Source organism: Dolichospermum circinale AWQC310F (assembly GCF_000426925.1).
Taxonomy (GTDB): domain Bacteria; phylum Cyanobacteriota; class Cyanobacteriia; order Cyanobacteriales; family Nostocaceae; genus Dolichospermum; species Dolichospermum circinale.
In genome coordinates this window covers 7168-32905 of the sequence record NZ_KE384669.1, presented here as the reverse complement: position 1 = coordinate 32905, position 25738 = coordinate 7168, and the positions used below count along the sequence as shown (strand labels likewise).

Annotated in this window: 26 protein-coding genes and 1 pseudogene; 14 read left to right on the top strand and 13 right to left on the bottom strand. The window is 36.5% G+C overall.

Features of this window, described 5'->3' with window-relative positions; translation table 11 throughout:
- Positions 1-404: 404 nt before the first annotated feature.
- Positions 405-821: a DUF3110 domain-containing protein gene (locus ACIR310F_RS0105195; protein ID WP_028082902.1), complete on the top strand. Its 417-nt coding sequence runs from the start codon at positions 405-407 to the stop codon at positions 819-821.
- 78 nt (positions 822-899) lie between these two features.
- Positions 900-1838 carry an N-acetylmuramic acid 6-phosphate etherase gene (gene murQ / locus ACIR310F_RS0105190; RefSeq protein ID WP_028082901.1) on the top strand — a complete coding sequence of 313 codons (939 nt, stop codon included), beginning with the start codon at positions 900-902 and terminating at the stop codon, positions 1836-1838.
- 261 nt (positions 1839-2099) lie between these two features.
- On the opposite strand, the pseudogene ACIR310F_RS21620 reads toward murQ, so the two are convergent.
- Together ACIR310F_RS21620 and ACIR310F_RS0105180 are read right to left on the bottom strand one after the other, a co-directional pair.
- A pseudogene (locus tag ACIR310F_RS21620) lies at positions 2100-2642 on the bottom strand (ABC transporter substrate-binding protein); the annotation flags it as partial.
- Positions 2643-2710: 68 nt separating this feature from the next.
- Positions 2711-3850 carry an ABC transporter ATP-binding protein gene (locus ACIR310F_RS0105180; RefSeq protein WP_028082900.1) on the bottom strand — a complete coding sequence of 380 codons (1140 nt, stop codon included), beginning with the start codon at positions 3848-3850 and terminating at the stop codon, positions 2711-2713.
- A 93-nt stretch (positions 3851-3943) separates the two neighbouring features.
- On the opposite strand from ACIR310F_RS0105180, the gene mrdA reads away from it, so the two are divergent.
- On the top strand, positions 3944-5722 hold the full coding sequence (gene mrdA / locus ACIR310F_RS0105175; protein WP_028082899.1) for a penicillin-binding protein 2: 1779 nt from the start codon (positions 3944-3946) through the stop codon (positions 5720-5722).
- 409 nt (positions 5723-6131) lie between these two features.
- On the opposite strand, the gene cysS is transcribed toward mrdA, so the two are convergent.
- Positions 6132-7595, bottom strand: a complete 1464-nt coding sequence (gene cysS, locus ACIR310F_RS0105170; RefSeq protein WP_028082898.1) for a cysteine--tRNA ligase — start codon at positions 7593-7595, stop codon at positions 6132-6134.
- A gap of 312 nt (positions 7596-7907) precedes the next feature.
- Here cysS and ACIR310F_RS0105165 point away from each other — a divergent pair, with 312 nt between their 5' ends.
- The 4 genes from ACIR310F_RS0105165 to ACIR310F_RS0105150 all read left to right on the top strand — a co-directional run bounded on the left by ACIR310F_RS0105165 (position 7908) and on the right by ACIR310F_RS0105150 (position 11841).
- Entirely contained in the window at positions 7908-8525 is a 618-nt protein-coding gene (locus ACIR310F_RS0105165; RefSeq protein ID WP_028082897.1) for a Uma2 family endonuclease, read from the top strand.
- Between the two features lie 65 nt (positions 8526-8590).
- The gene (locus ACIR310F_RS0105160; protein WP_028082896.1) at positions 8591-9691 is read left to right on the top strand and encodes a CobW family GTP-binding protein; all 1101 of its coding nucleotides are present in this window, start codon (positions 8591-8593) and stop codon (positions 9689-9691) included.
- A gap of 198 nt (positions 9692-9889) precedes the next feature.
- Positions 9890-10573: a hypothetical protein gene (locus ACIR310F_RS0105155; RefSeq protein WP_028082895.1), complete on the top strand. Its 684-nt coding sequence runs from the start codon at positions 9890-9892 to the stop codon at positions 10571-10573.
- A gap of 395 nt (positions 10574-10968) precedes the next feature.
- Entirely contained in the window at positions 10969-11841 is an 873-nt protein-coding gene (locus ACIR310F_RS0105150; RefSeq protein WP_028082894.1) for a DUF5895 domain-containing protein, read from the top strand.
- A 66-nt stretch (positions 11842-11907) separates the two neighbouring features.
- On the opposite strand, the gene mltA is transcribed toward ACIR310F_RS0105150, so the two are convergent.
- From mltA to ACIR310F_RS21615, 4 genes are all read right to left on the bottom strand, one after another.
- Positions 11908-13137, bottom strand: a complete 1230-nt coding sequence (gene mltA, locus ACIR310F_RS0105145) for a murein transglycosylase A (RefSeq protein ID WP_028082893.1) — start codon at positions 13135-13137, stop codon at positions 11908-11910.
- Positions 13137-13385 carry a hypothetical protein gene (locus ACIR310F_RS0105140; RefSeq protein WP_028082892.1) on the bottom strand — a complete coding sequence of 83 codons (249 nt, stop codon included), beginning with the start codon at positions 13383-13385 and terminating at the stop codon, positions 13137-13139. Before ACIR310F_RS0105140 ends, mltA begins: the two co-directional genes overlap by 1 nt.
- A 285-nt stretch (positions 13386-13670) precedes the next feature.
- Positions 13671-13874, bottom strand: a complete 204-nt coding sequence (locus tag ACIR310F_RS0105135; RefSeq protein ID WP_028082891.1) for a hypothetical protein — start codon at positions 13872-13874, stop codon at positions 13671-13673.
- A gap of 91 nt (positions 13875-13965) precedes the next feature.
- A complete protein-coding gene (locus ACIR310F_RS21615; protein WP_051289477.1) occupies positions 13966-14244 on the bottom strand; it encodes a hypothetical protein in 279 nt (92 codons plus the stop codon).
- A gap of 88 nt (positions 14245-14332) precedes the next feature.
- Between ACIR310F_RS21615 and ACIR310F_RS0105125 the strand changes: the two genes are divergently transcribed.
- Positions 14333-15553: an FIST signal transduction protein gene (locus ACIR310F_RS0105125; RefSeq protein WP_028082890.1), complete on the top strand. Its 1221-nt coding sequence runs from the start codon at positions 14333-14335 to the stop codon at positions 15551-15553.
- A 164-nt stretch (positions 15554-15717) separates the two neighbouring features.
- Here ACIR310F_RS0105125 and ACIR310F_RS0105120 read toward each other — a convergent pair whose 3' ends face one another.
- A complete protein-coding gene (locus ACIR310F_RS0105120) occupies positions 15718-16821 on the bottom strand; it encodes a metallophosphoesterase family protein (RefSeq protein ID WP_028082889.1) in 1104 nt (367 codons plus the stop codon).
- Positions 16822-16968: 147 nt separating this feature from the next.
- Between ACIR310F_RS0105120 and trmB the strand changes: the two genes are divergently transcribed.
- Entirely contained in the window at positions 16969-17616 is a 648-nt protein-coding gene (trmB, locus tag ACIR310F_RS0105115) for a tRNA (guanosine(46)-N7)-methyltransferase TrmB (RefSeq protein WP_028082888.1), read from the top strand.
- 105 nt (positions 17617-17721) lie between these two features.
- On the opposite strand, the gene ACIR310F_RS0105110 is transcribed toward trmB, so the two are convergent.
- From ACIR310F_RS0105110 to cofH, 3 genes are all read right to left on the bottom strand, one after another.
- Entirely contained in the window at positions 17722-18297 is a 576-nt protein-coding gene (locus ACIR310F_RS0105110; RefSeq protein WP_028082887.1) for a Uma2 family endonuclease, read from the bottom strand.
- 143 nt (positions 18298-18440) lie between these two features.
- Positions 18441-18839, bottom strand: a complete 399-nt coding sequence (gene psb27 / locus ACIR310F_RS0105105) for a photosystem II protein Psb27 (RefSeq protein WP_028082886.1) — start codon at positions 18837-18839, stop codon at positions 18441-18443.
- 67 nt (positions 18840-18906) lie between these two features.
- Positions 18907-20070, bottom strand: coding sequence for a 7,8-didemethyl-8-hydroxy-5-deazariboflavin synthase subunit CofH (gene cofH / locus ACIR310F_RS0105100; RefSeq protein WP_028082885.1), 1164 nt, complete (start codon positions 20068-20070; stop codon positions 18907-18909).
- A gap of 495 nt (positions 20071-20565) precedes the next feature.
- Between cofH and ACIR310F_RS0105090 the strand changes: the two genes are divergently transcribed.
- The 5 genes from ACIR310F_RS0105090 (at position 20566) to ACIR310F_RS0105070 (ending at position 24034) form a co-directional block, all read left to right on the top strand.
- Positions 20566-20937: a Pepco domain-containing protein gene (locus tag ACIR310F_RS0105090; protein WP_028082884.1), complete on the top strand. Its 372-nt coding sequence runs from the start codon at positions 20566-20568 to the stop codon at positions 20935-20937.
- A gap of 57 nt (positions 20938-20994) precedes the next feature.
- Positions 20995-21396 (top strand): TIR domain-containing protein, encoded by a 402-nt coding sequence (locus ACIR310F_RS0105085; protein ID WP_028082883.1) that lies wholly within the window; start codon positions 20995-20997, stop codon positions 21394-21396.
- A complete protein-coding gene (locus ACIR310F_RS0105080; RefSeq protein WP_028082882.1) occupies positions 21393-22346 on the top strand; it encodes a caspase family protein in 954 nt (317 codons plus the stop codon). The genes ACIR310F_RS0105085 and ACIR310F_RS0105080 overlap by 4 nt, the downstream gene beginning before the upstream one ends.
- A gap of 25 nt (positions 22347-22371) precedes the next feature.
- The gene (locus ACIR310F_RS0105075; RefSeq protein ID WP_051289476.1) at positions 22372-22602 is read left to right on the top strand and encodes a hypothetical protein; all 231 of its coding nucleotides are present in this window, start codon (positions 22372-22374) and stop codon (positions 22600-22602) included.
- A 388-nt stretch (positions 22603-22990) separates the two neighbouring features.
- Positions 22991-24034: a hypothetical protein gene (locus ACIR310F_RS0105070; protein WP_028082880.1), complete on the top strand. Its 1044-nt coding sequence runs from the start codon at positions 22991-22993 to the stop codon at positions 24032-24034.
- A 123-nt stretch (positions 24035-24157) separates the two neighbouring features.
- Here the strand turns inward: ACIR310F_RS0105070 and ACIR310F_RS0105065 are convergent, their stop codons facing one another.
- Positions 24158-24799 carry a hypothetical protein gene (locus tag ACIR310F_RS0105065; RefSeq protein ID WP_028082879.1) on the bottom strand — a complete coding sequence of 214 codons (642 nt, stop codon included), beginning with the start codon at positions 24797-24799 and terminating at the stop codon, positions 24158-24160.
- Between the two features lie 98 nt (positions 24800-24897).
- Positions 24898-25497 carry a hypothetical protein gene (locus tag ACIR310F_RS0105060; protein WP_028082878.1) on the bottom strand — a complete coding sequence of 200 codons (600 nt, stop codon included), beginning with the start codon at positions 25495-25497 and terminating at the stop codon, positions 24898-24900.
- Positions 25498-25738 lie beyond the last annotated feature (241 nt).

The window sequence follows — 25738 nt, the reverse complement described above, 5'->3', positions numbered from 1 at the left end:
GCAGAAAAGGTATTGACTAGGAGTTTTTAATCTGTTATCATGGAAATGACCAGGAAGAACTATCTTCTGATAATTTTAGAAATTTGTAGCACATAAGCCCAAGCAGATTCTATCAAAAATTATTTTAAAAAAAATAGTTGAGAAAGTCAAGCCCGAAAATGAACTTTTTTCGTCGATTTATTGAGAATATTCTCAAGATTATTGAGAATGGAGGGGCAATTATTCGACTTTACCTTTTTTGTCAAATTCTTATTTAAAAAACTTATGGTTAATTAACTATATAATTGGAAAATCTTTTAGTTTAGCTGTGAGTCCTGAAAATCCGACAAAAATGATCTCAGACTTTTGCAAATGCACAACCTAGAACTCTAATATAAGTTAGACAAGAAATCAAAGGATGGATAATGCGTGTTTTTGTACTAATTTTTAATGCTGGTACGGATAATGAGGGCATTCACAGCGTTCGCATTGCCAATGGCCAAGGGTTAGAAGGTAATCAAATCCTCATGTTTGAATCAGAAGATGATGCTACTCGCTATGCTTTAATGTTGGAAGCTCAAGACTTCGCTGTACCAACAGTGGAAATGATGGATGCTGCTGATGTTCAGGAATTTTGCGAAAGTGCCGGCTATGATTGGGAAATTATTTCCGAAAATAGTGAGTTAGCGATTCCTCCAGCAATGAACGTGGAAGAAACTGACTGGCAAGCTGAAGCTGAAATGGGATATACTGGAAAAGATTTCCTAGACACAGGTTCATCTGTCCCGGAAGCTAATTCTGATTTGGACAGCATTCGTCGTCAACTGGAAGGGCTATTATGATTTGTCATGGGTCATTAGTCATGAGCAGTAAATGACAACTGACTATTGATTTGTTACCACTGACACAGAATATACAAGATGACAAATTTCCAGGAACGCGGCCATCTACTCACGGAACAAGTTAATCCTAATAGTCTCAATTTAGATCAACTCAATTCCCTGGAATTGGTGGAGTTATTTAATCATGAAGACCACAAAGCAGTAGCAGCAGTAGCAGCAGCTAAAGTTCAATTAGCAGCAGCTATTGATTTGACATCGGAGATGTTACGTCAAGGGGGACGTTTATTTTACGTGGGTGCAGGGACAAGTGGCAGATTGGGAGTATTAGATGCTGCTGAATGTCCACCTACTTTCTGCACTCCGGCCGAGTTGGTACAGGGAATTATTGCCGGTGGCGCTGGTGCATTGGTTCGCAGTTCTGAGGATTTAGAAGATCGATCTGAAGATGGGGAAAGTGCGATTTCTCAACGACAAATTACCCAACTAGATGTGGTTGTCGGTATTACTGCGGGAGGAACAACACCTTTTGTTCACGGTGCTATTAATGCTGCTCGTCAACGCGGAGCTAAAACTATTTTTATAGCTTGTGTCCCCGCTGAACAAGTCACTATTGAGGTTGATATTGATATTCGTTTGTTAACAGGTCCAGAAATTTTGGCTGGTTCTACTCGTTTGAAAGCGGGAACTGTAACAAAATTGGCTTTAAATACTCTCTCCACTGGGGTAATGGTCAAACTCGGTAAGGTCTATGGTAATCGTATGGTTGATGTCGCTGTGACTAATCAAAAGTTACGCGATCGCGCTTTACGGATTCTACAAGACTTGACGGGCTTAAATCGAGAAGCGGCGGGTTTTTTACTAGAACGCAGCGGTAAATGGGTGAAGTTATCTTTATTAATGCACTGGACGGGTTTAGATGAGGAAGCGGGTAAGGAACTATTAGCTGCACATTTGGGTAATCTCCGTCAGGCTGTAACTAGTTATAATCAAGATCCTAATTCCGGTGTTGGTAAATGAAACAGGACTTACGCAAAATATTCCTCAAACTCTTATTCCTCTGTGTTCTCTGTGCCTCTGTGGTTCCTTATTCAGTGACTCGTGCGTAAGTCCTATGAAAGTATGAATTTCACTTCACCTATATCTAGTATATCTAAAGTGTTTAGGTTAAAAGTTTTGACAAAGGAGACATCTTCATAAACATCAGTAATAATTTAATTGTAATTGCTGTTATTTTTTAGGTGTTGCTTCACCAAATTTAATGACAAGGGAAATTGATATACTCACTATCAAAATCAATTTATTTAATTTATCTCGATTTTGCCACAGATATTCCCAATCTTCGGGAGGATTTGAGAGTTTTTCCGAGTTGTATAATAACCCTGTTGTTCCCCAATTAAAGGGAATACTATAACGGTTTTTGGGGTCATAAATGGGATTATTAAATTGTGGAAATAAGTTATCTAGTCCGATTAATCGCTGATGATCTATTTCTGCTAATAATCCTTTTTCTGCCATTTTCTGTACCATAAAATCTGATGGATAAATAATACTATAAGTACCACTTCCCCCAGCTTGCAATTTCGCTAACATGACATCATTGGATTCATATACATCTGCTATTACTTTCATCCCTGTTTGTCTGGTAAAGGTTGTTAGTAGTTCTTTATCTGTATATTGTGTCCAGGTGTAAATATATAGTTTATCACTTTGATTAGGGTTAATATCCTTTGAGCCTACATTGGCTAGTCTCCAACCACAACTACCTAAAGATAAGGTGGAAAAAACTGCGATTTTTTTGAGAAGTTTACGTCTGTTAATCATTGGGGGAAATTGAGTTTTGATAATTGATTCATGAGATATTATTCTGAGGATAATTGACCGCAAATCAATTAAAGTTGGTTATTTTCACTAATAGCTAAACAGTCGGCTTTTTCCCACCAAGTATAAATGGTTGTATTCCTTTCTAGTAAGTTAGTGAATGTATTCGGTTGTAAAACATTAATGTTCATACCGTTGATTAATTCTATGGTATAATTAACATGAGTACCTGAATACATGATATTAATTAACCTTCCAGCAAAGCAGTTTATGGGTATGTTGGGTGGATATAGGGAAAGTTGGATTTTTTCGGGACGGACGCTAACTACTACATTTTGGGATTTTTCTAGGGGTGTTTGTTCGCAGCGATTAACAATCATGGTTAATCCGGTTTTTGTTTCAATTTTCACACATTCTGCGTCTATTTCGACAATTTTACCACTAAATAAATTAGTATTACCGATGAAATCAGCTACAAAAACTGTTTGGGGATTTTCGTAAATTTGACTGGGAGTACCAATTTGTTCTATTCTGCCTTGATTCATCATAGCAATGCGGTCAGATAAGGATAGCGCTTCTTCCTGATCATGTGTCACCATGATAAAGGTTAATCCTAACTCTTGGTGAAGATTGGATAGTTCAACCTGCATCTGTTTACGAAGTTTTAGGTCTAATGCTCCCAAGGGTTCATCTAATAGGACCACTGCGGGACGATTAACTAAAGCCCTTGCTAGTGCTACCCGTTGTTGTTGACCTCCTGAGAGTTGATGAGGAACACGCGATCGCAATCTTTCCATTTTGACAAGTTTTAAAGCTTCCGTGACGCGACTATTAATTTCTGATTTGGATACTTTTTTTAATCGCAGTCCAAAGGCAATATTTTCCCACACATTTAAATGATTAAATAAGGCATAACTTTGAAATACAGTATTAACAGGCCGTTGATAAGGAGGAATATCGGTCATTAATTGACCCTGAATCAATAGTTTACCAGCATCAATTCTTTCAAATCCAGCAATTAAGCGCAGTGTGGTTGTCTTTCCACAACCAGATGGACCTAAAATACTAAAAAACTCTCCTTTTTTAACATTCAAATCTACACCCTGTACTGCAGGTTCTTGGTTAAAAAACTTAAATACGTTGCATAATTCAACATCAAGTGTCTGTGAGGATTTTAAATCCCTTTGATTTTTGATCGCAGTTTCAGCCATAATTAATATTTAATCCAATGACCTCATCTCATATTTAATATGATTGTCAATTGTTAATTTTTCCCTGTTTAACCCCAAATTTCTTTTAGTCCTATGGCTATTTTACCACTATTGCTTAGTAGTCAAAAAAATACGCGCACCGTTGGACGTGGTGTCCAATCTACATTTATAATTTTATTCACATTATTAATGTTATCTGGTATTGGCGCTCGATTGGTCTATTTACAAATAGTACAAGGAGCGAAACATCGTCAACGCGCAGAATCTAACCGGGTGCGGATTATTCCTAAACAACCAGAAAGAGGTAATATTTTTGACAGAAATGGTAAATTATTAGCCAGCACTCGTTATCCTCGGTCTGTATATTTATGGCCTATGGCACATAGAAAATCCTCTTGGTCTGTCGTCGGTCCACGTCTAGCGCAAATTCTGGAAATTCCCCAAGCAGAGATTGAAAAAACTCTTCAAGAATCTGCTGTTAATCCTTCTTCACTGATTCGTATTGCTCACAACTTAAATGAAGCCCAAGTTACAGCATTAAGGGAGTATGGAAATGAACTCCCAGGTGTGGAAATAAATACGGAGGCTGTTCGTTATTATCCCTATGGTAAAGAGTTAGCTCATATACTTGGATACACCAGAGAAATTACGGCTGAACAGTTGGAAAAAAAGAAAGCCCAAGGCTACCGATTGGGTGATGTGATGGGTCAAATGGGTATAGAAAAGGCTTATGAAAAATTGTTAAGAGGTGAGTGGGGAGGTCAGCAAATAGAAGTAGATGGTAGCGGTAGACCCCTCCGAGTATTGGGAACTAAACAAGCAAAATCTGGTAATGATCTACATTTGACTATAGATTTAGAGATGCAAATAGCCGCAGAAAAGGCTTTAGGTAATCGAAATGGAGCAATACTAGCAATTGACCCTAAAAATGGTGCTATCTTAGCAATGGTGTCTCATCCCAGTTTTGACCCGAATATCTTTTCTAAACAAAAACTTTCCCAAAAAGATTGGGAAAGTCTCCAAGGTTCGGAACATCCTTTAGTTAATCGTGCTATTAGCGCCTTTCCTCCCGCTAGTACCTTTAAAATTGTCACCACCACAGCGGCGCTAGAATCGGGACAATTTTCTCCAGATACAGTATTACAAACCTATGGTTCTTTAACTATTGGTGGGACTAGATTTGGTGAATGGAATCATGCTGGTTTTGGACCACTGGGTTTTGTGGGAGCGCTACAGTGGAGTAGTGATACCTTCTTTTATCAAATTGGGAAGCGGGTTGGCGGACCGACATTGATTTCATGGACTCGTAAATATGGGTTTGGTCAAAAAACTGGTTTTGAATTTACTACAGAGGAAGCTAAAGGTTTAGTTCCCGATCAAAATTGGAAACAGAAGGTATGGAAAAGAGATTGGACTGTGGGTGATACTATAAATATGTCCATTGGCCAAGGAGCTTTACAAACTACACCTTTACAAGTCGCTGTCATGTTTGCTGTACCTGCTAACGGTGGTTATCGTGTCCAACCCCATTTACTCAAGGATAATGAAGAAGCTAAAAGTTGGAGAGAATCATTAAATCTCAAACCCACAACCGTTAACGTTTTGCGTGCTGGATTAAGGAAGGTAGTTAGCGAAGGCACAGGTAAGGTATTAAATACCCCTACTCTTCCCCCAGTAGCGGGTAAAAGTGGAACTGCGGAAGCTTGGAGACGAGGAGTTAAAGAAAATCACGCTTGGTTTGGTGCTTATGCACCCGCTGATAAACCAGAAATTTTAGTGGTGGCTTTTGCTGAACATTCCGGTGGTGGTGGTGGTAGTGTAGCAGCACCTATGATTTTAGCAGTAATGGAAAAACATTTTGCTCGCAAGTAGGTAAACCACCTTTAGGTTGAAAACCATAGTTTTTGAGAATTACAGCAGTTTTCGAGCCAAAGTAAGCTGTTACACAGCTAAATTGGACAATCTTAATATAGCTAAATCTTGTGGTGCGGGCATCTTGCCCGCTACTTGTCCAATATAATTATAGAAATTAAATGCAGTGCATCTGACTACAAAAATAATCTGGCGTTGCTGATTAAGAGTATGATTTTATTTCACGCAGAGGTGCTCCAGGCGCAGAGAGTAAGAGTTTCATTTTTTTGATTTTTCAATTTCATACCCCAATTCAGCAATGCCAATAATCTATGGTATGCTGATACCAAGCTGTAATTAATCTGCGTTTATCTGCGTTCATCTGCGGTTAATTATTCAGAGAAAATATGTTCTATAAGCAAATTAAAATTTACCCTCTGTGCCAGCGTGTTCCTTCTTTGCTATCTATTAAGGTAACACCTTTTTTTAATAGTTGATCACGAATTTGATCAGATTCTGCAAAGTTTTTGGCTTTTCTTGCTACCTGTCTTTTTTGAATTAACTCCTCAATATCAACATCATTTATACCATGATTAACGGGATTTTCTACTTCTGGTTGGGCGGTTAAACCTAAAACATCTGCTAATCTAATTAGAGTTCGCCATTTTTGCAGTAATTCATTGGCTGGTGTTTCTGTTTTTCCTTGATGTATAATAATATTTCCTTCTCGATTTAGTTCTTTGGCTAATTCAAAAATTATTGCTAAACCACCGGGGAAATTAAAATCATCATTCACTGCTGCTTTAAATCTCTCCACCTCCGCATTTTGGATTTGAGATTTCAGATTTTGGATTTGGTTAGACTCATCCCACTTTAATTTTTTACCATGTTGATAACCGAAAAGTAAACCTTCTTTGAGGGTATGCCAGCCATTGGTTGCTGCTAATATGCCATCATCAGTAAAATCTATGGGTTTGCGGTATTGTGCCATTAAGACAAATAATCTTACCGCCATTGGGTCTATGCCACGATCTAATAATTGGCGAATTGTGATAAAATTACCCAAGGATTTGGACATTTTTTCACCGTCTACCTTAACCATACCATTGTGTAACCAATAATTGGCTAAAGGTTTGCCAGTTACCGCTTCTGATTGAGCAATTTCGTTTTCATGATGGGGGAAAATTAAGTCAGCACCACCAGCATGAATATCTATTGTATCACCCAAGCGATCGCGCACCATGGCAGAACACTCTATATGCCATCCTGGGCGGCCTTTTCCCCAAGGAGACTCCCACGCAGGTTCACCGGGTTTTGCAGCCTTCCACAGAGCAAAATCAAAGGGGTATTTCTTCTTTTGATATTCCGCGTCTTCGATATTTACCCTTTCACTCGCACCGGCTTGCATATCCTCTAATTTGCGTCCTGAAAGTTTACCATATTCGTTAAAATTCTGTACCGCATAATAGACATCACCGTCAGCGGGATAAGCAAAACTTTTATGCTCTAAATCGTGAATTAATCGCACAATCCCATTCATTGTATGTGTAGCGCGGGGATATTCGTCAGCTTCTTTAATTCCTAACCGCGACATATCCTCAAAATACGCCTTAATGTAGCGTTCTGCGACAATTTCCATGGAGGAATTTTCTTCTCTAGCCCGTTTGAGAATTTTATCATCAATATCCGTAAAATTTTGGATGTAATACACATCATAGCCAATAAACTTCAGGTATGAACGCACTATATCCCAGATAATAGACGTTCTAGCATGACCCAAATGGCAGTAATCATAAACTGTCACACCGCAGCAATACATTTTCACTTTTCCAGGTTCGACGGTGGTAAATTGCTCTTGACGACGGGTGAGAGTATTGTAAATAGATAGGGTCATAATAGAGGGATAAGGCATCTGACGATTAATAATGATAACGCAATTTGATGACAATGGTGTCATCCCAGATTAAGATCAAGCTGCATGGAGTAAGTTTATGGATGAATTTTGTTATAGTTGAAAATCTTAGTAGCTAATAACTATTAACTATTAAGTAGGTGAACGGAAAAAAACCGACATAAGTAACGAAAAGTAAAGTTGCTGAAAACGTCTTCCCAGTTAAGAGTTCCCTGTTCCCCATAACGACAATTTTTCACACCAACCTACTTATTAGTAATACTTGCTAATCTTGTCAACACCTGGAGGTAAAGTATGATTCAAGCATTACCCAAAACTAAATCAGTCACTTTTGAGGAATTTGTGGAATGGAAACCAGAGGGAAAGTATTATGAATTACATCATGGAGTAATTATTGAAATGAATCAACCATCAGGCAAGCATGAATGGATTATCATTTTTTTGAATAGAAAAATAAACTCAGAATCTACACGTTTAGACTTACCCTATGGTATAGCAAAAACTGTTTTAGTTAAACCACCTGAAAATCAGTCTGCTTACTCACCAGATGTTTTACTTGTAAATCCCAATAATTTAATCAATGAGCCATTATGGGAAAAAGAATCTACCCTGATCCAAGGTACATCAATTCCCTTAGTGATTGAAGTTGTGAGTACAAATTGGCGTGTTGATTATTTAACAAAAGTCAAAGATTATGAAGAAATTGGTATTCCTGAATATTGGATTGTTGATTATTTAGCATTAGGAGGAACTCCCTATATTGGAAATCCTAAACAACCAACTATTTCTATCTATGACTTAATCAATGGGGAATATCAAGTGAGTCAATTTAGAGGAAATCAAACTATAGTTTCACGTACTTTCCCCGAATTAACTTTAACTGCTAACCAAATTTTTCAAGCTGGTATGTAAATATGTTACTCTCGTGGACAAAATTAAGATAAAATCTAAAATACATCAACAATTCACTTTCCACCATGCAAACAATAGTTAATTCCGACTCTCAGACCATGGAACTTACTAAAAAAGGTTTACCAGTAACTATTATTACCGGGTTTCTCGGTAGCGGTAAGACTACTTTACTCAACCATATTTTGACAAATCAGCAAGGTGTGAAAACTGCTGTTTTAGTGAATGAATTTGGAGAAATTGGTATTGATAATGAATTGATTGTTTCCACTGATCAAAACATGGTGGAATTGAGTAATGGCTGCATTTGTTGTACCATTAATAATGACTTAGTTGATGCTGTTTACAAAGTTTTAGAACGGGAAGAAAAGCTAGATTATCTAGTTGTCGAAACCACTGGTTTAGCAGATCCTTTACCAGTAGCCATGACATTTTTGGGTTCAGAATTACGAGATCTAACCAGATTAGATTCTATCATTACCGTAGTTGATGCCGCCAATTATAGCTTAGATTTATTCAATTCTGAAGCTGCTTTAAGTCAAATTACTTATGGTGATGTCATTATTCTTAATAAGACAGATTTAGTTGATGAAACCACTCTACAGGAATTGGAGAAAAAAATCAATAATATTAAAGAAGGAGCGCGGATTATTCGGACTACAAAATCTCAAGTTCCACTTCCTTTAATTCTGAGTGTTGGTTTGTTTGAATCTGATAAATACTTTGATTCCCACACGAAAAAACATGATGATCATTCCCATTGTGAACACGAACATCATGATCATTCCCATTGTGAACATGAACATCACGAACATCATCATGATCATTCTCACCATTTAGAAAATGACGGTTTTACATCTATTTCCTTCCAAAGTGATAAACCTTTTTCTATTAGAAGATTTCAATATTTCTTAGATAATCAATTACCTACAAATGTCTTTCGTGCTAAGGGAATTATGTGGTTTCAGGAAAGTCCGCAACGTCATATTTTCCATCTTTGCGGTAAACGCTTTACTATTGATGATGATCAATGGAAAAATGAAAACAAAAAGCAAAATCAGCTAGTGCTAATTGGTCAAAATTTAGATAGCAAAACCTTACTCCAGCAGTTAGAAAATTGTCTTTGTGTTCCCTCTAACAGCAAAGGTAAAGGATTTGGAAACCAGTAATTAATTAGCAAATTAGCAAATATTTTCTAGGTTGGGTTACAACAGCGTAACCCAATAAATTTGATCGAAATCCAAATTAAAAATCAGAAATGATCATTGATTTAAAAAAAATGCAATAATATAGGAACGGCTCAGAAACTATCTGAGTTAATCCACGTCATCTCACCTATCATATACTATTGACAATCCAATCCTATCATGAATAATTCTATGCGTTGGCAATCTAGTACCGCTGCACTTATGGCCATAGCCATGACAACAGGTATAGCTATGCCTATACTATCATTTAATCCTGTTTTTGCCCAAGGATTTAATCTCAATCAGTCGCGGACAATTAGTATCCCCGCTAATGTAACTTTACCTGTCACCTACGAAAAAGAGAAAGTTATTGTCAAACCTGGAGAAACATTAGCCTTAACTTTGAAAATAGCCGACAATATAACTGATAGTAACAGAAATATTTTAATTCCTGCTAATACTCAAGTTATCGGTGAATTACAACCAGTAAGATTAAATGGGGTATCTACTAATAATAACCGTCAAGGTGTACGCTTTGTAGCCAGAGAATTAGTATTTCCTTCTGGACAAAGATTACAGATTTTTGCTAACTCTAAAACTATCACCCAAACAGAAACAATTACTAAAGGTTCAAGCACTGGACAAATATTGACTGACGCGGCTATTGGTGCGGGTGCGGCTACTCTGATTTCTTTGGTGACAGGTAACAAGAAAATTGAGGTTTTAGAACCTGTTGGTGGCGCAGCAGCGGGGGCTTTAGCTAGTGTATTATTACGGAAACAAAAAGCCGATGTTTTTGTCCTCAGACCAGAACAAGATTTAGATATTACCCTAACTTCAAATTTGGTGATCACTCGTCAATAGAGAGAAATTCATGGTATATATAGCAATTACTACTCAAAGTGAGGTACAAGCAGTGATCATAAAACGCAGATAGACGCAGATGATTTCGTATTTTATTAGACCGGGAAATGCTATATCATGATATGAATTATCAGAATAAAGCGATTTTTTCCTGTATCATGGTGAGCGATCGCTTTATTTTTATGTTAATCTTTCCATTTGAGAGAATAATGGTATGGCCGTGGGCTTCCAACCCACCCTAGTCAACAACTCTCTGATATTTATTTCAGCTTATCTCGACGATTTTTTCAACAACAGCTTAATCCTTAACCGCCTTAGCTGATACTCTGGATCTAACTAGTACCACTATGGTACAATAGGTAAAATAAAATTAAACACTTTGATATTCTAAAATCATGAAAGCATCTGCTAAATTTGACTTTGAAGACGAAAAATTTAACGCCCCACCTTCTCAAGTAGTCCCCTGGTGTCAAATGATCAGTCCTCGCTATGATGAAGAAGGTTTACAAAGTTATGGTTTAGCGATTAAACTTGAAAATGCCCAAGCTGTTGGTTTCAAACCCGATGATAATTGGCAAGAGATACAGCACACCTTTAGTTCTGGAGAAGTAGATACAGTATTTCTAACGACTACGCCCAGACTAGTTATAGTCCGTCGTGGTCCGTTATCTGTGAAAGACCGAGAAACGGGAATTAAATTAGGAACTTTTAAAGATAATTACGATGCTTTTTTAGCGGATAAACTGAAATTTAAAACCTTTACCCGGCATATAATTTTTTTAGTCGCTGAAGATAAAAAGTTTTTGCACCAATCACCATTACAATTAACTCTGAGTGGTTCAGCTTGTGCTAGTTTTGGGAAAAATTACGCGGAATATCAACAGGGGAGAATTACAGGCGGTTTTGCGGGAGAATTAGAAAAAGCTTATGCCGGTTTTCAAAAAAAACCAGTCACTCCCAAAGGACCATTATTTCATGCCCATGGCATTTATTGCCCGATAATTGAAGCAGAAGAAAGAGGAATTGAACCGAATACAGCTTTAGTGGCTGCAACTGTAGATTATAAACATCCTACAGTCGCAACCTTTACAGATTATATGATTGCTTCAGATTCCCCAGAATCGGAAATGATTCATAAAGCTTTTGAAGAATACAAAGAATTTGGCAAGGAAGTAGTTAAACCAGAAAGTTCTAAAGCGGAAATGGCTGGTATTAGTAATTCCTATGTTTATGCAGATGATGATGAACTTGATTATCCACCCTATTAAAAAAGATTGACATACTATCCCCAAGAGGCAGAAAATAAAGTTTTTCTCTTGCCTCTTGGCTGTTGCTTACTCTTTCAGTAATAAATAAAATAGTAAACCATTACCGCCAGAAATACCAGCGCGATCGCCAGCTAATTGACCAGAACCCATAAAATAATCAACCCTTCCTGGTCCTTTAATTGCACTACCGGTATCCTGATCTAAAACAAAACGGTTCACTAGACGAGATTCCAACTTGCCACTACTATTAGGATAGGGAAAAGAATTGACAATTAGTGCCAATGCTCCCGGAGGCATAATATCTTTGTCCGTAGCAATAGAACGTTCAGCGGTTACAGGTACGAGAAGACTACCCGTAGCAGGTCTACCGTTAGTTTCCGCAAAGAAAACAAACCTTTCCCAACGTGGTAAATAATTGTTTAACTGTCTAGGATTTTGCCGGAAATAACTAATTAATTTCGGCATAGTTAGGCCGCTAAGGGGTAGTTTACCATCTTTTGCCAATTCTTTACCGATACTCGTCCAAGGATAATCCGTTCCTCCAGCATAACCAACAGATGTTCTTTGGCCATTAGTTAATCTAATTTGGGCAGAACCTTGGATATGAATCATGTATGGTTCTAAACGATTACTAAACCAGACAATTTCTAAACCCTTTAACCTGCTTCTATTACCTAGTAAACCATTTTTCCCTTCCAAATCAATTCGTTTCGGGTGGGGTTTTGGCCATTTCTGAAAGTCCTTGGGTAGACGATAGAGAGGATACTTATATACAGAAGTCCTGACTCGACTAGCAGTGTACACAGGTTCATAATAAGCTGTGAATTTCACAGTCCCTTTATTATCATTGCCTATAGACTGGTAGAAGACAAACTCCCGACGCACAGCGGCCTGTAATTCTGCTGCTGACTGAGAACTAATTACCACTTCCCGAAATCTTACCAAACTTCGACGTACCCGATCTAAAGTAATTTCTGTAATTGGGTAAGTTTGATAAGCTGCGATCGCTCTATTGCTTTCCAGATAACGTAAACTGTTATCTATTGCAGTTATTAGTGCTTGTTTATCCCCCTGTTGACCCCAAAGTTGTTCGTCCCAACCCAAGCAATTTTGAGGAATACAAACAGTATCTATATCCACCTTTTGTAGCGGTGGTAAACCTGCGGGTGGTGTTTCGGGAGTAGCTGGAGGGACTTGTATTGGCTGTGGAATCGGAAGTTGGGCGAAAACTGACGAAAATGGATTTATAAAAGCAATTCCCAGAGTGAAAGCAAATAAAGTCAGGTTTTTTCTCATCATCTTTCCATACTCGAATTAAAAACAGGTTCTACCCTAATCCCCGCAATTTTAGACGGACGTATTACCATATATTCTCCCTGAATATTCTTAATCGGTACGCTAATAAAATCGTTAGAAGTAGATTTTGGCACAAGTTCACCACTGTACCACTTTTGAAATTCTTGAATAGTAGGAAAACGCACCTCTTCTCGATGTCCACTGTCTAAAAGCAGAAAAACAGCATATTCACTTGCAGTTCTAGGCATAAATTTACATTATTAAAGATAATAGAGATATTTATATCACATCACATTCCTACCTCACAAATCTAGACAAATAACTATATTTGACTAGATTTTTGTGATTTACTATTATTTCACTAATATTTGACTTTTTCTATTCAATTTTAGTACAAAGTTATAAACAAACAACAACACCCACATCTACTAGCCTGTTGATTCCCCTTTCTTGTTGACTCTAGCTAGGGATGTACTACCTTTCACCAACTCGATAAACAAGTGATGAAAACCAGTAACAGCGCCCCCTGATTTTCATTCATCTGAGGGAATATCAGCTTTCGCGTCGGGTGTCGTTGTCTGTTGACGAGACAGATGTGAATTAAACAGCGATTTTACCTCTTGCTTAACTTGTGTTACTTCTCTTTTCTTCTCTCTAGCTGTTGTATCTGCCAGGGAAGCCTGATCGGCTTCAATTATTAGGATAACAACTTTAAATTGAATTGGAAATTCTTGCAATTAAACTTTACAATTCCAAAAACATAAGTTAGCTTTAAAACTGGGGTGAGGTAATTCGATCAACTATGAGAACACAGGGCTAAAGCCCTGACTACAAATATAAGATCAGGGCTAAAGCCCTGACTACAAATAAAGGATGATCATTTTTTGTGACAGTTGAGTAAGTCTTATTTTTATCAAAAACAGTTAACCTAATTGTAAGTAGGTGAGGGAAAAAAACCGACATAAGTAAAGAAAAGTAAAGTTGTCCAAAACCTGTTCCCTGTTCCCTGTTCCCTGTTCCCTGTTCCCTTGTCATAGAGTTCTCTGTTCCCTGTTCCCTGTTCCCTGTTCCCTGTTCCCTGTTCCCTGTTCCCTGTTCCCTTGTCATAGAGTTCCCTGTTCCCTAATCACCAACCAAGTGACAAACTTAGTTAAAATATTCAACTAAGCTCAAAACAGAAACACACCAAAAACTCATGCCAGATCAAATGCAGTGGACAAATGCTTTATCAACCCGTTCTTCTTTAGAAGCGGCTATTAACGATGTCATAGAACAAGCTGTGGCATCTTTAACAGCACCAGCGGATTTAGGGCTGGTATTCATTTCTTCTGCTTTTATGAGTGAGTATACAAGGCTTTTACCTTTATTGGCAGAAAAACTTTCTGTACCCGTATTAATTGGTTGTAGTGCAGGGGGTGTAATTGGCAGGAAACAGACAGGAAAAACGGAAGAAATAGAAGCAGAACCCGCCCTAAGTCTGACTTTAGCCCATCTTCCCGGTGTAAAAATCCGACCTTTTCATATTTTAGCGGAAGAATTGCCAGATTCCGATAGTTCCCCCAATGCTTGGATTGATTTAGTGGGTGTACCACCGTTACCAGTACCCCAATTCATTCTTTTTTCCAGTCCTTTTGGTTCAGCAACTAATGATCTATTGCAGGGGTTAGATTTTGCTTATCCAGGTTCGGTGGTGGTAGGAGGACGGGCCAGCGGCGGCTTTATGAATGGTCCTGTGGGTTTATTTTGTAATGATAAGTTATGTCGAGAAGGTACGGTAGGTATAGCTTTAACTGGCAATATCGTCTTAGATACTATTGTTTCCCAAGGTTGTCGTCCCATTGGTCAACCATTACAAGTCACTAAAGCGGAACGAAATATTATTTTAGAGTTGGATGAAAAAGTGCCTTTAATGGTATTGCGAAATTTAATTAGTAGTTTGAGTGAAGAAGATCGAACTTTAGCACAACATTCTTTATTTGTCGGTTTAGCAATGGATGAATTTAGAATTAATTTACATTCGGGGGATTTTTTAATTCGTAATATTTTGGGGGTAGACCCTAAAGCTGGGGCGATCGCCATTAGCGATCGCATTCGTGCCGGTCAAAGGTTACAATTTCACTTGCGGGAAGCGGAGGCTTCGTCCCAAGATTTAGAAAATCTACTCCAAGAATATCAAAATGAAAATGAAAATACTAGTCAACCGTCTCCTGTCGGGGCTTTGATGTTTACCTGTTTAGGACGGGGAATAGGGCTTTATGGCCAACCTAATTTTGATTCCCAACTTTTTAGCCGTTATCTCCATGATATACCCCTTGGTGGCTGTTTCTGCGGTGGTGAAATCGGTCCTGTAAGTGGTAGAACTTTCGTACATGGTTATACTTCCGTATTTGCTATTTGTCGTTCTCTTGAAGAATAGGAGTCGGTTGTCGGTTGTCGGTTGTCCGTTGTCCGTTGTCCGTTGTTCGTTGTCCGTTGTCCGTTGTCCGTTGTCCGTTGTTCGTTGTCCGTTGTCCGTTGTAATTTACTACTAACTACTAACTACTAACTAATGACCAATGACTAATGACCAATGACTAATGACTAATGACCAATTAAAAGCGTACTGTGATTATCAATGAAAGCTGTGTTCCCACCATTAACCGCGCTATATTCTTCGATGTAACGACGGACATGAATGGGGAAATGTGGATACTCTAGCATAGCATCACCATCGGCAATAGTCGCCCAAAAATCCCGTAAACCGGGTGCTAGTATTTGTGCCTGGTCTAATGGTAAACTCAGGGGAGGTAAAGTTAATAATTTGAGTACAAATGGATAAGAGCGATCGCCCATCCATTTTCGTGATAGTGTTTGTAAATTGGGAAAATCTGGTACTGATTCTACACGATGAGAAACAATTTGTAAAGATTCCCTACCTAATTCATCTCGGTTAAATTCCAATACCCGATAGGGATGAGGATAGCTAACTAAAGAACCAGTAGTAATATCATATATCCCTTGGGAACAAGCGATATCTTGAACGTGCAAATGTCCTGTAAATACTAACTTAACTCCATAGTCTTGTAATAATTGCCTAAGTTCTGCTGCATTCTCTAGCATATAACGATTCGCCATGGGATGACAAGACTGATTCGGTAAATGTTCAACCACATTGTGATGAATCATTACCAAAACTAAATCATCCTCAATTGCTGCTAATTCCCCTTTTAACCATTGAAATTGTTGATTATCTAACCTTCCTATTTGCTGACCTTGATCATTAAATGAGTTAGAATTAAGAGCGATTAATCTCACCCCTGGGAATATCTGACGATTGTAATAATGTTGTTGAGGATTTTCATAACCAAACTGTTGGTAATAATAGGGAAAATCTGCAAAACTAATGGATTGTTCATTAGGCATCAAAACAGGTATATCATGATTACCAGGAATCACGTAAGATGGAAAAGGTAATTGAGACAACCTATTTTGTAACCATTTGTGATTTACTGATTCACCATGTTGGGTTAGGTCTCCAGGGATCAACAAAAAATCTAAATCTAATTGGGTTAAATGTGCTAAAACACTATCAAAAGCCGGAACACTTACCTCTACCAAATGAAAACGACTAGGGTGATCCCAAATAGTTTCAGGAAGCGCAATGTGTAAATCGCTAACTATAGCAAACCGAAAATTGAGTTTCATTGGGTTAAGAAAATGTTAAAAATCTAGTGGAAAAAATTATTATTCTCAAAGTATAACCCTGACTGTGTATACTAGTGTGGAAATATTTAGACTTAATAATATTTGTATACATTTGTTAAAGATTTTGTTTTTTTAGGAGAGTAAATTTTGTCACCTGTTCGAGTTCGTCAGCACGTTAACCCCCTTGCGAGTAAATTTCAAACCCCAACCGCTTCTCCAGACTGGGAAAGTATTTATACACAACCAAACCTACCACTACATTTAGATATTGGTTGTGCTAAGGGTAGATTTGTTTTGAAAATGGCGCAAATAGAAGCAAATTGGAATTTTTTAGGCTTAGAAATTCGAGAACCGTTAGTAGTAGAAGCCAATAGAATCCGCGAGGAAATGGGTTTAAAAAATTTACATTATATGTTTGCGAATGTGAATAACTCCCTAGTTTCCTTATTATCAAATTTACCATCAGGAAGATTACAAAAAGTAACAATTCAATTTCCTGATCCTTGGTTTAAAAATCGTCACGCGAAACGTCGGGTAGTCCAACCGGAATTGGTAACAGAATTAGCCAATTATTTAGCTTTGGGTGGTGTTGTTTTTCTCCAATCTGATATACAATTTGTAGCAGAGGAAATGTGCGATCGCTTTGACGAACATCCTGCATTTGAAAAGCTAGGAACAACAACATGGTTAGCGGAAAATCCCCTTCCAGTTCCCACAGAACGGGAAATAGCCACCTTCAATAAAGGTGAACCAGTATATAGGGCTTTATTTAGAAAAAAGATTACTAATGATTAATTGATGTATGACATGGCGTTTCCTAATGATGTCAAATACATCATAGCCCCCTCCTCGCTTGCGGGGAGGGGGTTGGGGGTGGGGTTTGAAACTTAAATTAACGAATTAAACCATTGCACGAAAAATGGTATGAGGAGTTATTTCTAATCCTGGTAATATTTCATGAGTGATAATTTGATGTTCTCGAAAAGTCGCAGGAAGAGAAGATTGTGTAAAAACAGTGATAGTTTGAGAGATTGTATCTACTATCCACACCAATAAAATCCCCGCTTGGAGATAATAAATGGCTTTTTCAATCATATCTCCAAAAGTCTGACCAGGAGAAATAATTTCCATCACTAATTCTGGTATAACAGGACAAGCTTCATCTTCAAGCCAGTCAGCAGAAAGACGGTGGTAGGAAACATAAGTTAAATCAGGGACGGGTATCCAAATTTCTTGATTTTTAGTTAATTTGATAGCCCATTCCACAACAACACGACCTTTTGCTTGCGCCCATGTAGATAATATTATAAATAATATAAATAATGCTCCTGTGGTTGAGCCATGAAAAAATTTAGGAGACATTTGCTGATTTTTATATTTAGGTATAGCTTCACCGTCAACAAACTCATAAGTAGTATCATTTTCGGGAAGTGCGAGAAATTCTTCAACGGTCAGTTTAATTTTTACTTGAGTCATTATGGGACTCCTATTTGATTTTTGAAAGTTAGGAATTTCATATCCCCGACTTCTTAAATAAGTCGGGGATATTGTTGTTAAGAAATTATTGAGGATTCCTATATTTAATTTTAGTGATCAAAAAACAATCCTCGCAGTTTAAATTAAGCGCCACGTTTTAATGATGCTTCTACTTTTTTAAATTCTGCATCTAGACGTTTTTTGAGTTTTTCAGGAACGGGACGGTTAGGATAAGAACTATAATGTCCCGCAAGGGAGTTGAGGGCTGTTCTCATGGTTGTAAAAGAGCTAAGACTCGCAACAGCGCTATTTCTCTGGTAACGGGCTGAAAAATCGTTAATTTTTTGACGGGCTTCTGTTTGTAGGGCGGCCTGTTCAGGAGAACCTTGTGGTAATTCTATAGCTTGTCTCAAGGTATTGACTACAGCTAAGGTATCTTGACGATAATCCCCAGTTAAACTATCAAGACTACCACTACAGCCAATTAAGCCGATAACTAAAACTAAAACTAAAGAAAGCAGACGCGACCAATAGCTTTTCATAAGCATTAAGTAAAAAAAACTAAATCACGTCTATCCTATCTTGAATCGGTATAGTTACTAAAAATTATCAGTTCTCTATTATCAGTTCTCCCCAATTTTCCATGACTCGATATAAAGTATCTCGTTGCTGGTAAGGTCTGTTTATAGATGTTATGGCATTCTGTAACGTTTCTACTTCCATACAAGTACCACCTATAGCCCCGGCCATGGTGGTAATATGTTCTTCCATTAAAGTCCCACCAAGATCATTACAACCCCAATTTAAGGCCGTTGTAGCCCCAGCCAGTCCTAATTTTACCCAACTTGGTTGATGATTGGGTATATAATTTCCCAGGTAAATTCTGGCGACAGCGGTTAACAGCAGGGAATCAGTTAACACTGGTTGATTCCTTCCTACCCGTCTGCGTAACGATTTGGGTGCTTCTTGTCCCACAAATGGTAAAACAATAAATTCAGTAATTCTAGCAGGATATCCTGTTTCTATTGCCTTTTGTTGGAGCGATCGCAATTTTTCTAAATGTCCTATTTGTTGTTCTGGAGTTTCAATATGTCCAGATAATATGGTACTAGTAGTAGGTACACCTAATTGATGGGCTGTACTGACAATTTCTAACCAAGTTGCTGTATTAATCTTTTCTGGACATAATACCCGTCTCACATCATCATCTAACACTTCTGCGGCTGTTCCGGGCATAGAACCGACACCAGCATCCCGCAAAGCTATAATGACATCAGTATAGGAAATTCCGTCTAATCTAGCGATAAATTGGATTTCCTGGGGTGAAAAAGCGTGTAAATGTAAGTGAGGAAATTCGCTTTTGATGGTTTCTACCAGTTTCAGATAGTAAGTTAAAGACTTGCCATTTATTCGCGCTTCTGGGTGTAGTCCTCCTTGCATACAGATTTCAGTTGCTCCTCGACGCACTGCATCTGTAGTTTTTGACAAAATCTGCCCCCAGTTTAACCAGTAAGCATCTGGATCACCATCATCGCGCCGAAATGCACAAAAACTACAATGTTGTTCACAGATGTTAGTAAAATTAATATTTCGATTAATAACATAAGTAACCGTATTTCCGACTTGTTTTTGTCGTAATTGGTCTGCTGTAGCCTGAATTTGTGTAATTGCTTCTGGACTGGTCTGTTTTAATAAAAATACTGCATCATCCGGGGATATATTAGTATCTGTTAAAGCAGAATCAAGAATAGAATCAACAGTTATATTAGTCATTGGTGATCGATTAAATATAAACGACTTATTTAAGTTTTATAATAAATTGAAATTTGCAACCTTTAAATATTATTTGGGTGCGGCTCTTTTAGGAAGACGGGAGAGGAGGTCAAACAACCATTGGTATTGGTAGTGGAGTAGTAGAGTAACGAGCTTGAGAGACACCTTTAAGCAAAGGAATACCACTTTGATATACAGCTAAACCCTTCATAAATCAGTTTGTCTAATCCCGTGTGAATATCGTTCTATTGGTTTTAGGGCTTTATTATTGTCAATAAGTGAGATGTTTATTACAAGTGTGGGATTTAGCGATCGCTTCTCACTGTGGTGTTGGTGATAATTCCTGGAGGGGGAGATAATGAGTAGTCGAAAATAACAAGGCGTTTATTTCAACTATGTGTAATTTTGTGGAAAAATTGAATGTATTTTGTGTATTAGCCGGATTCTGGTATGATATTATAGAATTTGTCTAAATTTGACGATAAAACTGCTTATATGTCACAAGACTACATTTGGATTGTAACTGAGGATACAGAAGAACCAGCCAAAACCACTCTTGAAGGACAGAGAGGTTTTCGAGAAAACTTTCAAAAGCAAATATCTGATTTAAAACAGGTCAAGCTGAACCCAGCAGAATTGGAAAAGAAAATGACTGACTTTCTGCAAGTAGTTGGTCGGTTGTTCAAGCAAGCAGAACAGCAAGCACAAATAGATCAAACATCTGGTAAAACTTCCGTTATGCAATTAACAGAGGTTGAATTATCCGTTGAAATCAGTGCAGAAGGAGAAGTTAAGCTGATAGCAGGTGGTAAAGCGTCAGGAAAGGGAGCTATAAAGCTAAAGTTCACACGACTAGAAACAAAGTAAGTAAGTTATCAGTTATCCGTTTTTTTTTGTTGCTTGTAATTAAAGGAGAAAAAATTTGTGATTAAGCAATATAGGTTATTTATAAGCCATTCATGGACATATATTGATGCTTATGAAAAGCTTATTAACATTTTAGATAGTCAAAATCTTAGTTACTATAATCATTCAGTACCCAAAAGTGATCCAATTCACACTAATGGTACTGACAAAGACCTCTACGAAGCAATCAAAAATAAAATATCTGGTACGAACTGTGTGTTAATTTTGGCTGGTGTTTATTCGACTTACAGTAAATGGATATATAAAGAAATTGAAATATCCAAAGCTTTTGGCAAACCAATTATCGCTATTGAGCCTTGGGGAGCAGAAAGAACTTCAGCAATAGTTACAAATAATGCAGATGTAATTGTCAAATGGCAAGGTGCATCTATTGTTAAAGCTATAAAGGAACTGGGATGAGAAAAGCACTTATTGTTGGAATCAACTATTATAACAACATCCAATCTTTACAAGGATGTGTTTATGATGCTTACAACGTAAAAAGCGTTTTAGAACGACATTCCGATGGGACATTAAACTTTGGTATTAATTTATTAGTGGCTACGGATGCTAGTTCATCAATTAGTCGCAAATATCTTAAAGACAAAGTTGTTGAATTATTTAAAGATAATAATGATGTAGCTTTTTTTTATTTTGCTGGTCATGGATATTTAGAATCTACGGGAGGATATTTAATTACTTCTGATTGTAGTAGTGGCGATGATGGCTTATCAATGAATGAGCTTTTATCAATTGCTAATAACTCTCCAGCAAGAAATCGAGTAATTGTAGTTGACTGTTGTCATTCAGGCCAGATAGGTATACTTGAAATTAAAGATGACAAAGCAATTCTCAAAGAAGGCATGACAATTTTAACAGCATCAACCGCAGATCAATCTGCAACAGAAAGAAATGGAGCAGGTATTTTTACCAGCTTATTGGTTGATGCTCTCAATGGTAGTGCTGCAAATCTTGTTGGTGATATAACTCCTGGTAGTGTCTATGCTCATATTGACCAATCACTAGGTCCTTGGGAACAAAGGCCAGTCTTTAAAACAAACGTTAAGACTTTTACCACTCTTAGAAAAGTTCAACCTCCAATTTCATTGTCTGAACTCAAGATGATTACAGCCTTTTTTTCTGATCCTAGTCAAGAGTTTCAGCTTGATCCCAGTTATGAGTCAGATAGTGGTAATCCTAACGAAGATAATGTAGCAAAGTTTAGAGTTTTGCAGAAGTACAATAGAGTAAATTTAGTTGTTCCTGTTGGCGAAGATCATATGTATTATGCCGCAATGAATTCAAAATCTTGCAAGTTGACGGTTCTTGGTATTCACTACTGGAACTTAGTAAACAAAGAACGGATATAGCATTTTGTATTTACATGAGGGTAATATGCTTGAAAAATTAGCAGATTTGCAACATGAAATTTGGTCACATTGGATGACCTATCTTTTTGAGGTATCAACGTTAAATGATGATGGAAGCGTTACAATTCCTGCCGACAAGGTTGAGCGATGGAAACGTCAAATGAAAACTCACTACTTGGATTTATCGAATGATGAAAGAAAAAGTGACTTGGAACAAGCTCAAAAGGTAATTGATGTAATTGATGGTTTAGTTTAACCTTATACTTGATACTTGTCTTTAAAACACTTATGCGTTTCTTGGACAAGTTTATCCTTTTTTTAACTAATATTTCGCCAATGGTTCTTCAGTACCTAGTATGGCCAACTATTAATTAAACATCAAAACTGTGTTCAAAAATAAAGTCAAAAAGCCAAAACCCATGAAAAAAACTAAAATTTTAATAAATAATGCTAGTTTAGTTTTCATTACAGGATAAGGCTTTCATGCTTTTGGTGAACCCAATTTAGAATAATATGTATGTAATGAAGAACCTCGCCAATAGGATCGTTATTGCAACTAATGGTATATTAAAAAAGTAAACTCAATTTTAAAAATTCCTTTGTGATTGGGTTTCGCATACTTAAATTCTTACAGTGAAAAAAATATGAATGAGAAGATTATAAATATAATAAGATCCAATTCTATAATAAGATCCAATTCTGCTCAAGTTAAAGAGAGATTAATAGTAAAAATTGATCAAAAAATAGCCAATCTTAAAGATAAGGAGGTAGAAATATATATATATTGTGTGCTTAATATTGCTTTTTTATTCTTGCTTGCTTTCATTTTCTTTAAACCCGAGATGATGGGTTTGGTTTTCTTATTCTATGTGTGGTTATTTATAGCTTATACATTACAAACAATAATAGTAATAGAACTTGATAAATTAGGTAATAAAATTTATAAATATGAATCTCAGAAAGATAATTTATCTAACCATCAAGAAGATACAATAATATCAGAAGAAAACTTAAAAAAAGCAGACTTATATTTGTACCTTCGGGCTTTTGAAGATGATAATATATTAGTGTATGGTCTTGAGAATTCACCCATAGAAGTATCAGTAATAAGATGTTATACTGCTTATATAGAAGAAATAATTTGTAAATTATTATATAGCAGTCCTAGCAATCCTATTTCAAGTCCACTGATTGCAACAGCAAATCCTAAGCAACTTGAAACTAACAATGAAAAAGAACTAATATTGCAACCAGTAAACACTACCTTGATCTATTTAGACAGCCAAAATTGGAAAGAAGTAATAGAAGACTTGATTAAAGATGCAAAATTAATTTTTTTAATTCCTAAAGGAACAGACGGTTTGATAGAAGAAATAAATACAATAGTCAAATTAAATTGCCTTGATAAGGTTGTATTAATTTTTCCACCAAACTATTCCTATTCAGGGGGAAATACACATAAAAGTCCACAAGATAGATGGAACGAATTTGTGAACAAATCAGAGCTTAAAAAGCATTTTTCAGCAAATTCAGTAGACATCTCCGAAAAAAAACTATGTGTTGGGGTATTTAAAGAAAACAAAATATGTATTATTGATCAATCAAAAATTCCAAAAACTTTTGAAAGAAAGAGTGATGCACGTCTATTAGAAACTTTTTTAGAAAAAGTGATTCAAGGTGAAATATAGTAGATGTTCATAGATTTACCTAAAGATAGTTATGAATTAAAGATTGCTAAAATAATAACTGGGGATTATTACCTCAACTTTTAAATTGGTTTTTGGCTTGTTTTAAATAATACAAAAATTACCCTATTTGTCCCAAATCACTATATTGGAAGCAAGGGATTTAAAAAATATTTGTAATGCTTTGTATTGCTGGCACACTTCTAGTTTGTCTTTATATTTCACTAAAGATGCGCTCATTGCTTTATTTTTGTCAACACATAATGCTACTGCTTCAAGTTTTGGATTTGGCTTAATTATTTTATAACCAAAAGATGTAATACCTATAATTTCTCTAGCAGTGATATACATTCTTTTTCTATCATTATCCCAGAGATTACTCCATCTTAGTGGAGATGCAAAATGGAAATCAGTATTTGCATGAATCCCTCCTATTATCCAGGCATCATTAGCAATAAGTGTCCAATTTTCGGAATCTAAGATACATCCACTTTCTTTGGTAAAATCTTCATCTAAAGTTAATAGGTTATTTTTCATTGAATCATCTATGCTAGGGAAGCTTTCATCTGAAGGAAGTAGAATATTTTCCATTTCATTTTTCAATTTCCACCGACCAACAACTGAAAAACCTAAGATAGAACCTTGTCTTGCTTTTTGATATATTGCATAAGCTACAGAAATTTTGTGTGGTTGAAGTGATTCATATGAATAATAGTTTGAACCACAGGATTGAGCATCTTTTATAAAAAGTTCTTGAGAATTGTACATTTATTCTATTTCCTATATATATAATTATTGTCTCTACACTATTATAAAACATCCTCATTATTTTAGAGCGTGGAGTGCAGCACCGGAGGAGGTTAAATTTAACCCAAAACTCCTTGACACAAAATACCTAAAATCTTGTTTAACTCCTTAATATAATAATTATTCAAATCAATAAATATATCAGTCCCTTCCAACTTCAAGAACTTCCAAATATCTCCTGTTGTCACAGCCCCATAAATAGTTTTAATTTCATTACCTTCCTGTTCATTAAACAACTGTGCTGCTAACATTGCTGCTGCACATTGACCCAAACCACCTTTAATATTTTCATTTTTAGCTTCTACAATAATTAGTACAGGAGCATTAATTGTTAACTGTTCTCTAGAACGACTGATAACAAAATCACAATAACCATTTAAACCTCTCTCAATATCAACATTAAAATCTGTACCAGAAAATAAACTAATTTGATAATTAGCTTTACGTCTAACTTCTAATAAAATTGGCGTAATAATCATTTCTGAGCGTGCTTTTTCCGTATTTATTGCTAACGCGAGTTCTGTAGTTTCTTCTAAAGTGTTAGTTAACTTTTCGCTGATTTCTATAGGTTCTACGGTAGCAAATAAATCAATTTCTTCTTTAATTGTAATGTTAAAAGTTTTCTTAAACTTAGTTAAGCTAAAATCACTATAAGCCATTGATCTTACCTAATTATTTTCAATAGGTTATCTAAAATTTAAAACTTCTTTAATTATAGCAGTATACTTTTCACCGAATAGGTGCATCTTTACCCTTAATCTCAATATCCCTTTGTTTTGATCATATTAAGTGTATGATACTCTATGGAAAATTAAGCTTTATACAGACAATTTGGCAATTTAAGATTTACCATGTAGCTTATGAATACAAACTCATCAAATTCCCTATTACCAGTTCCCT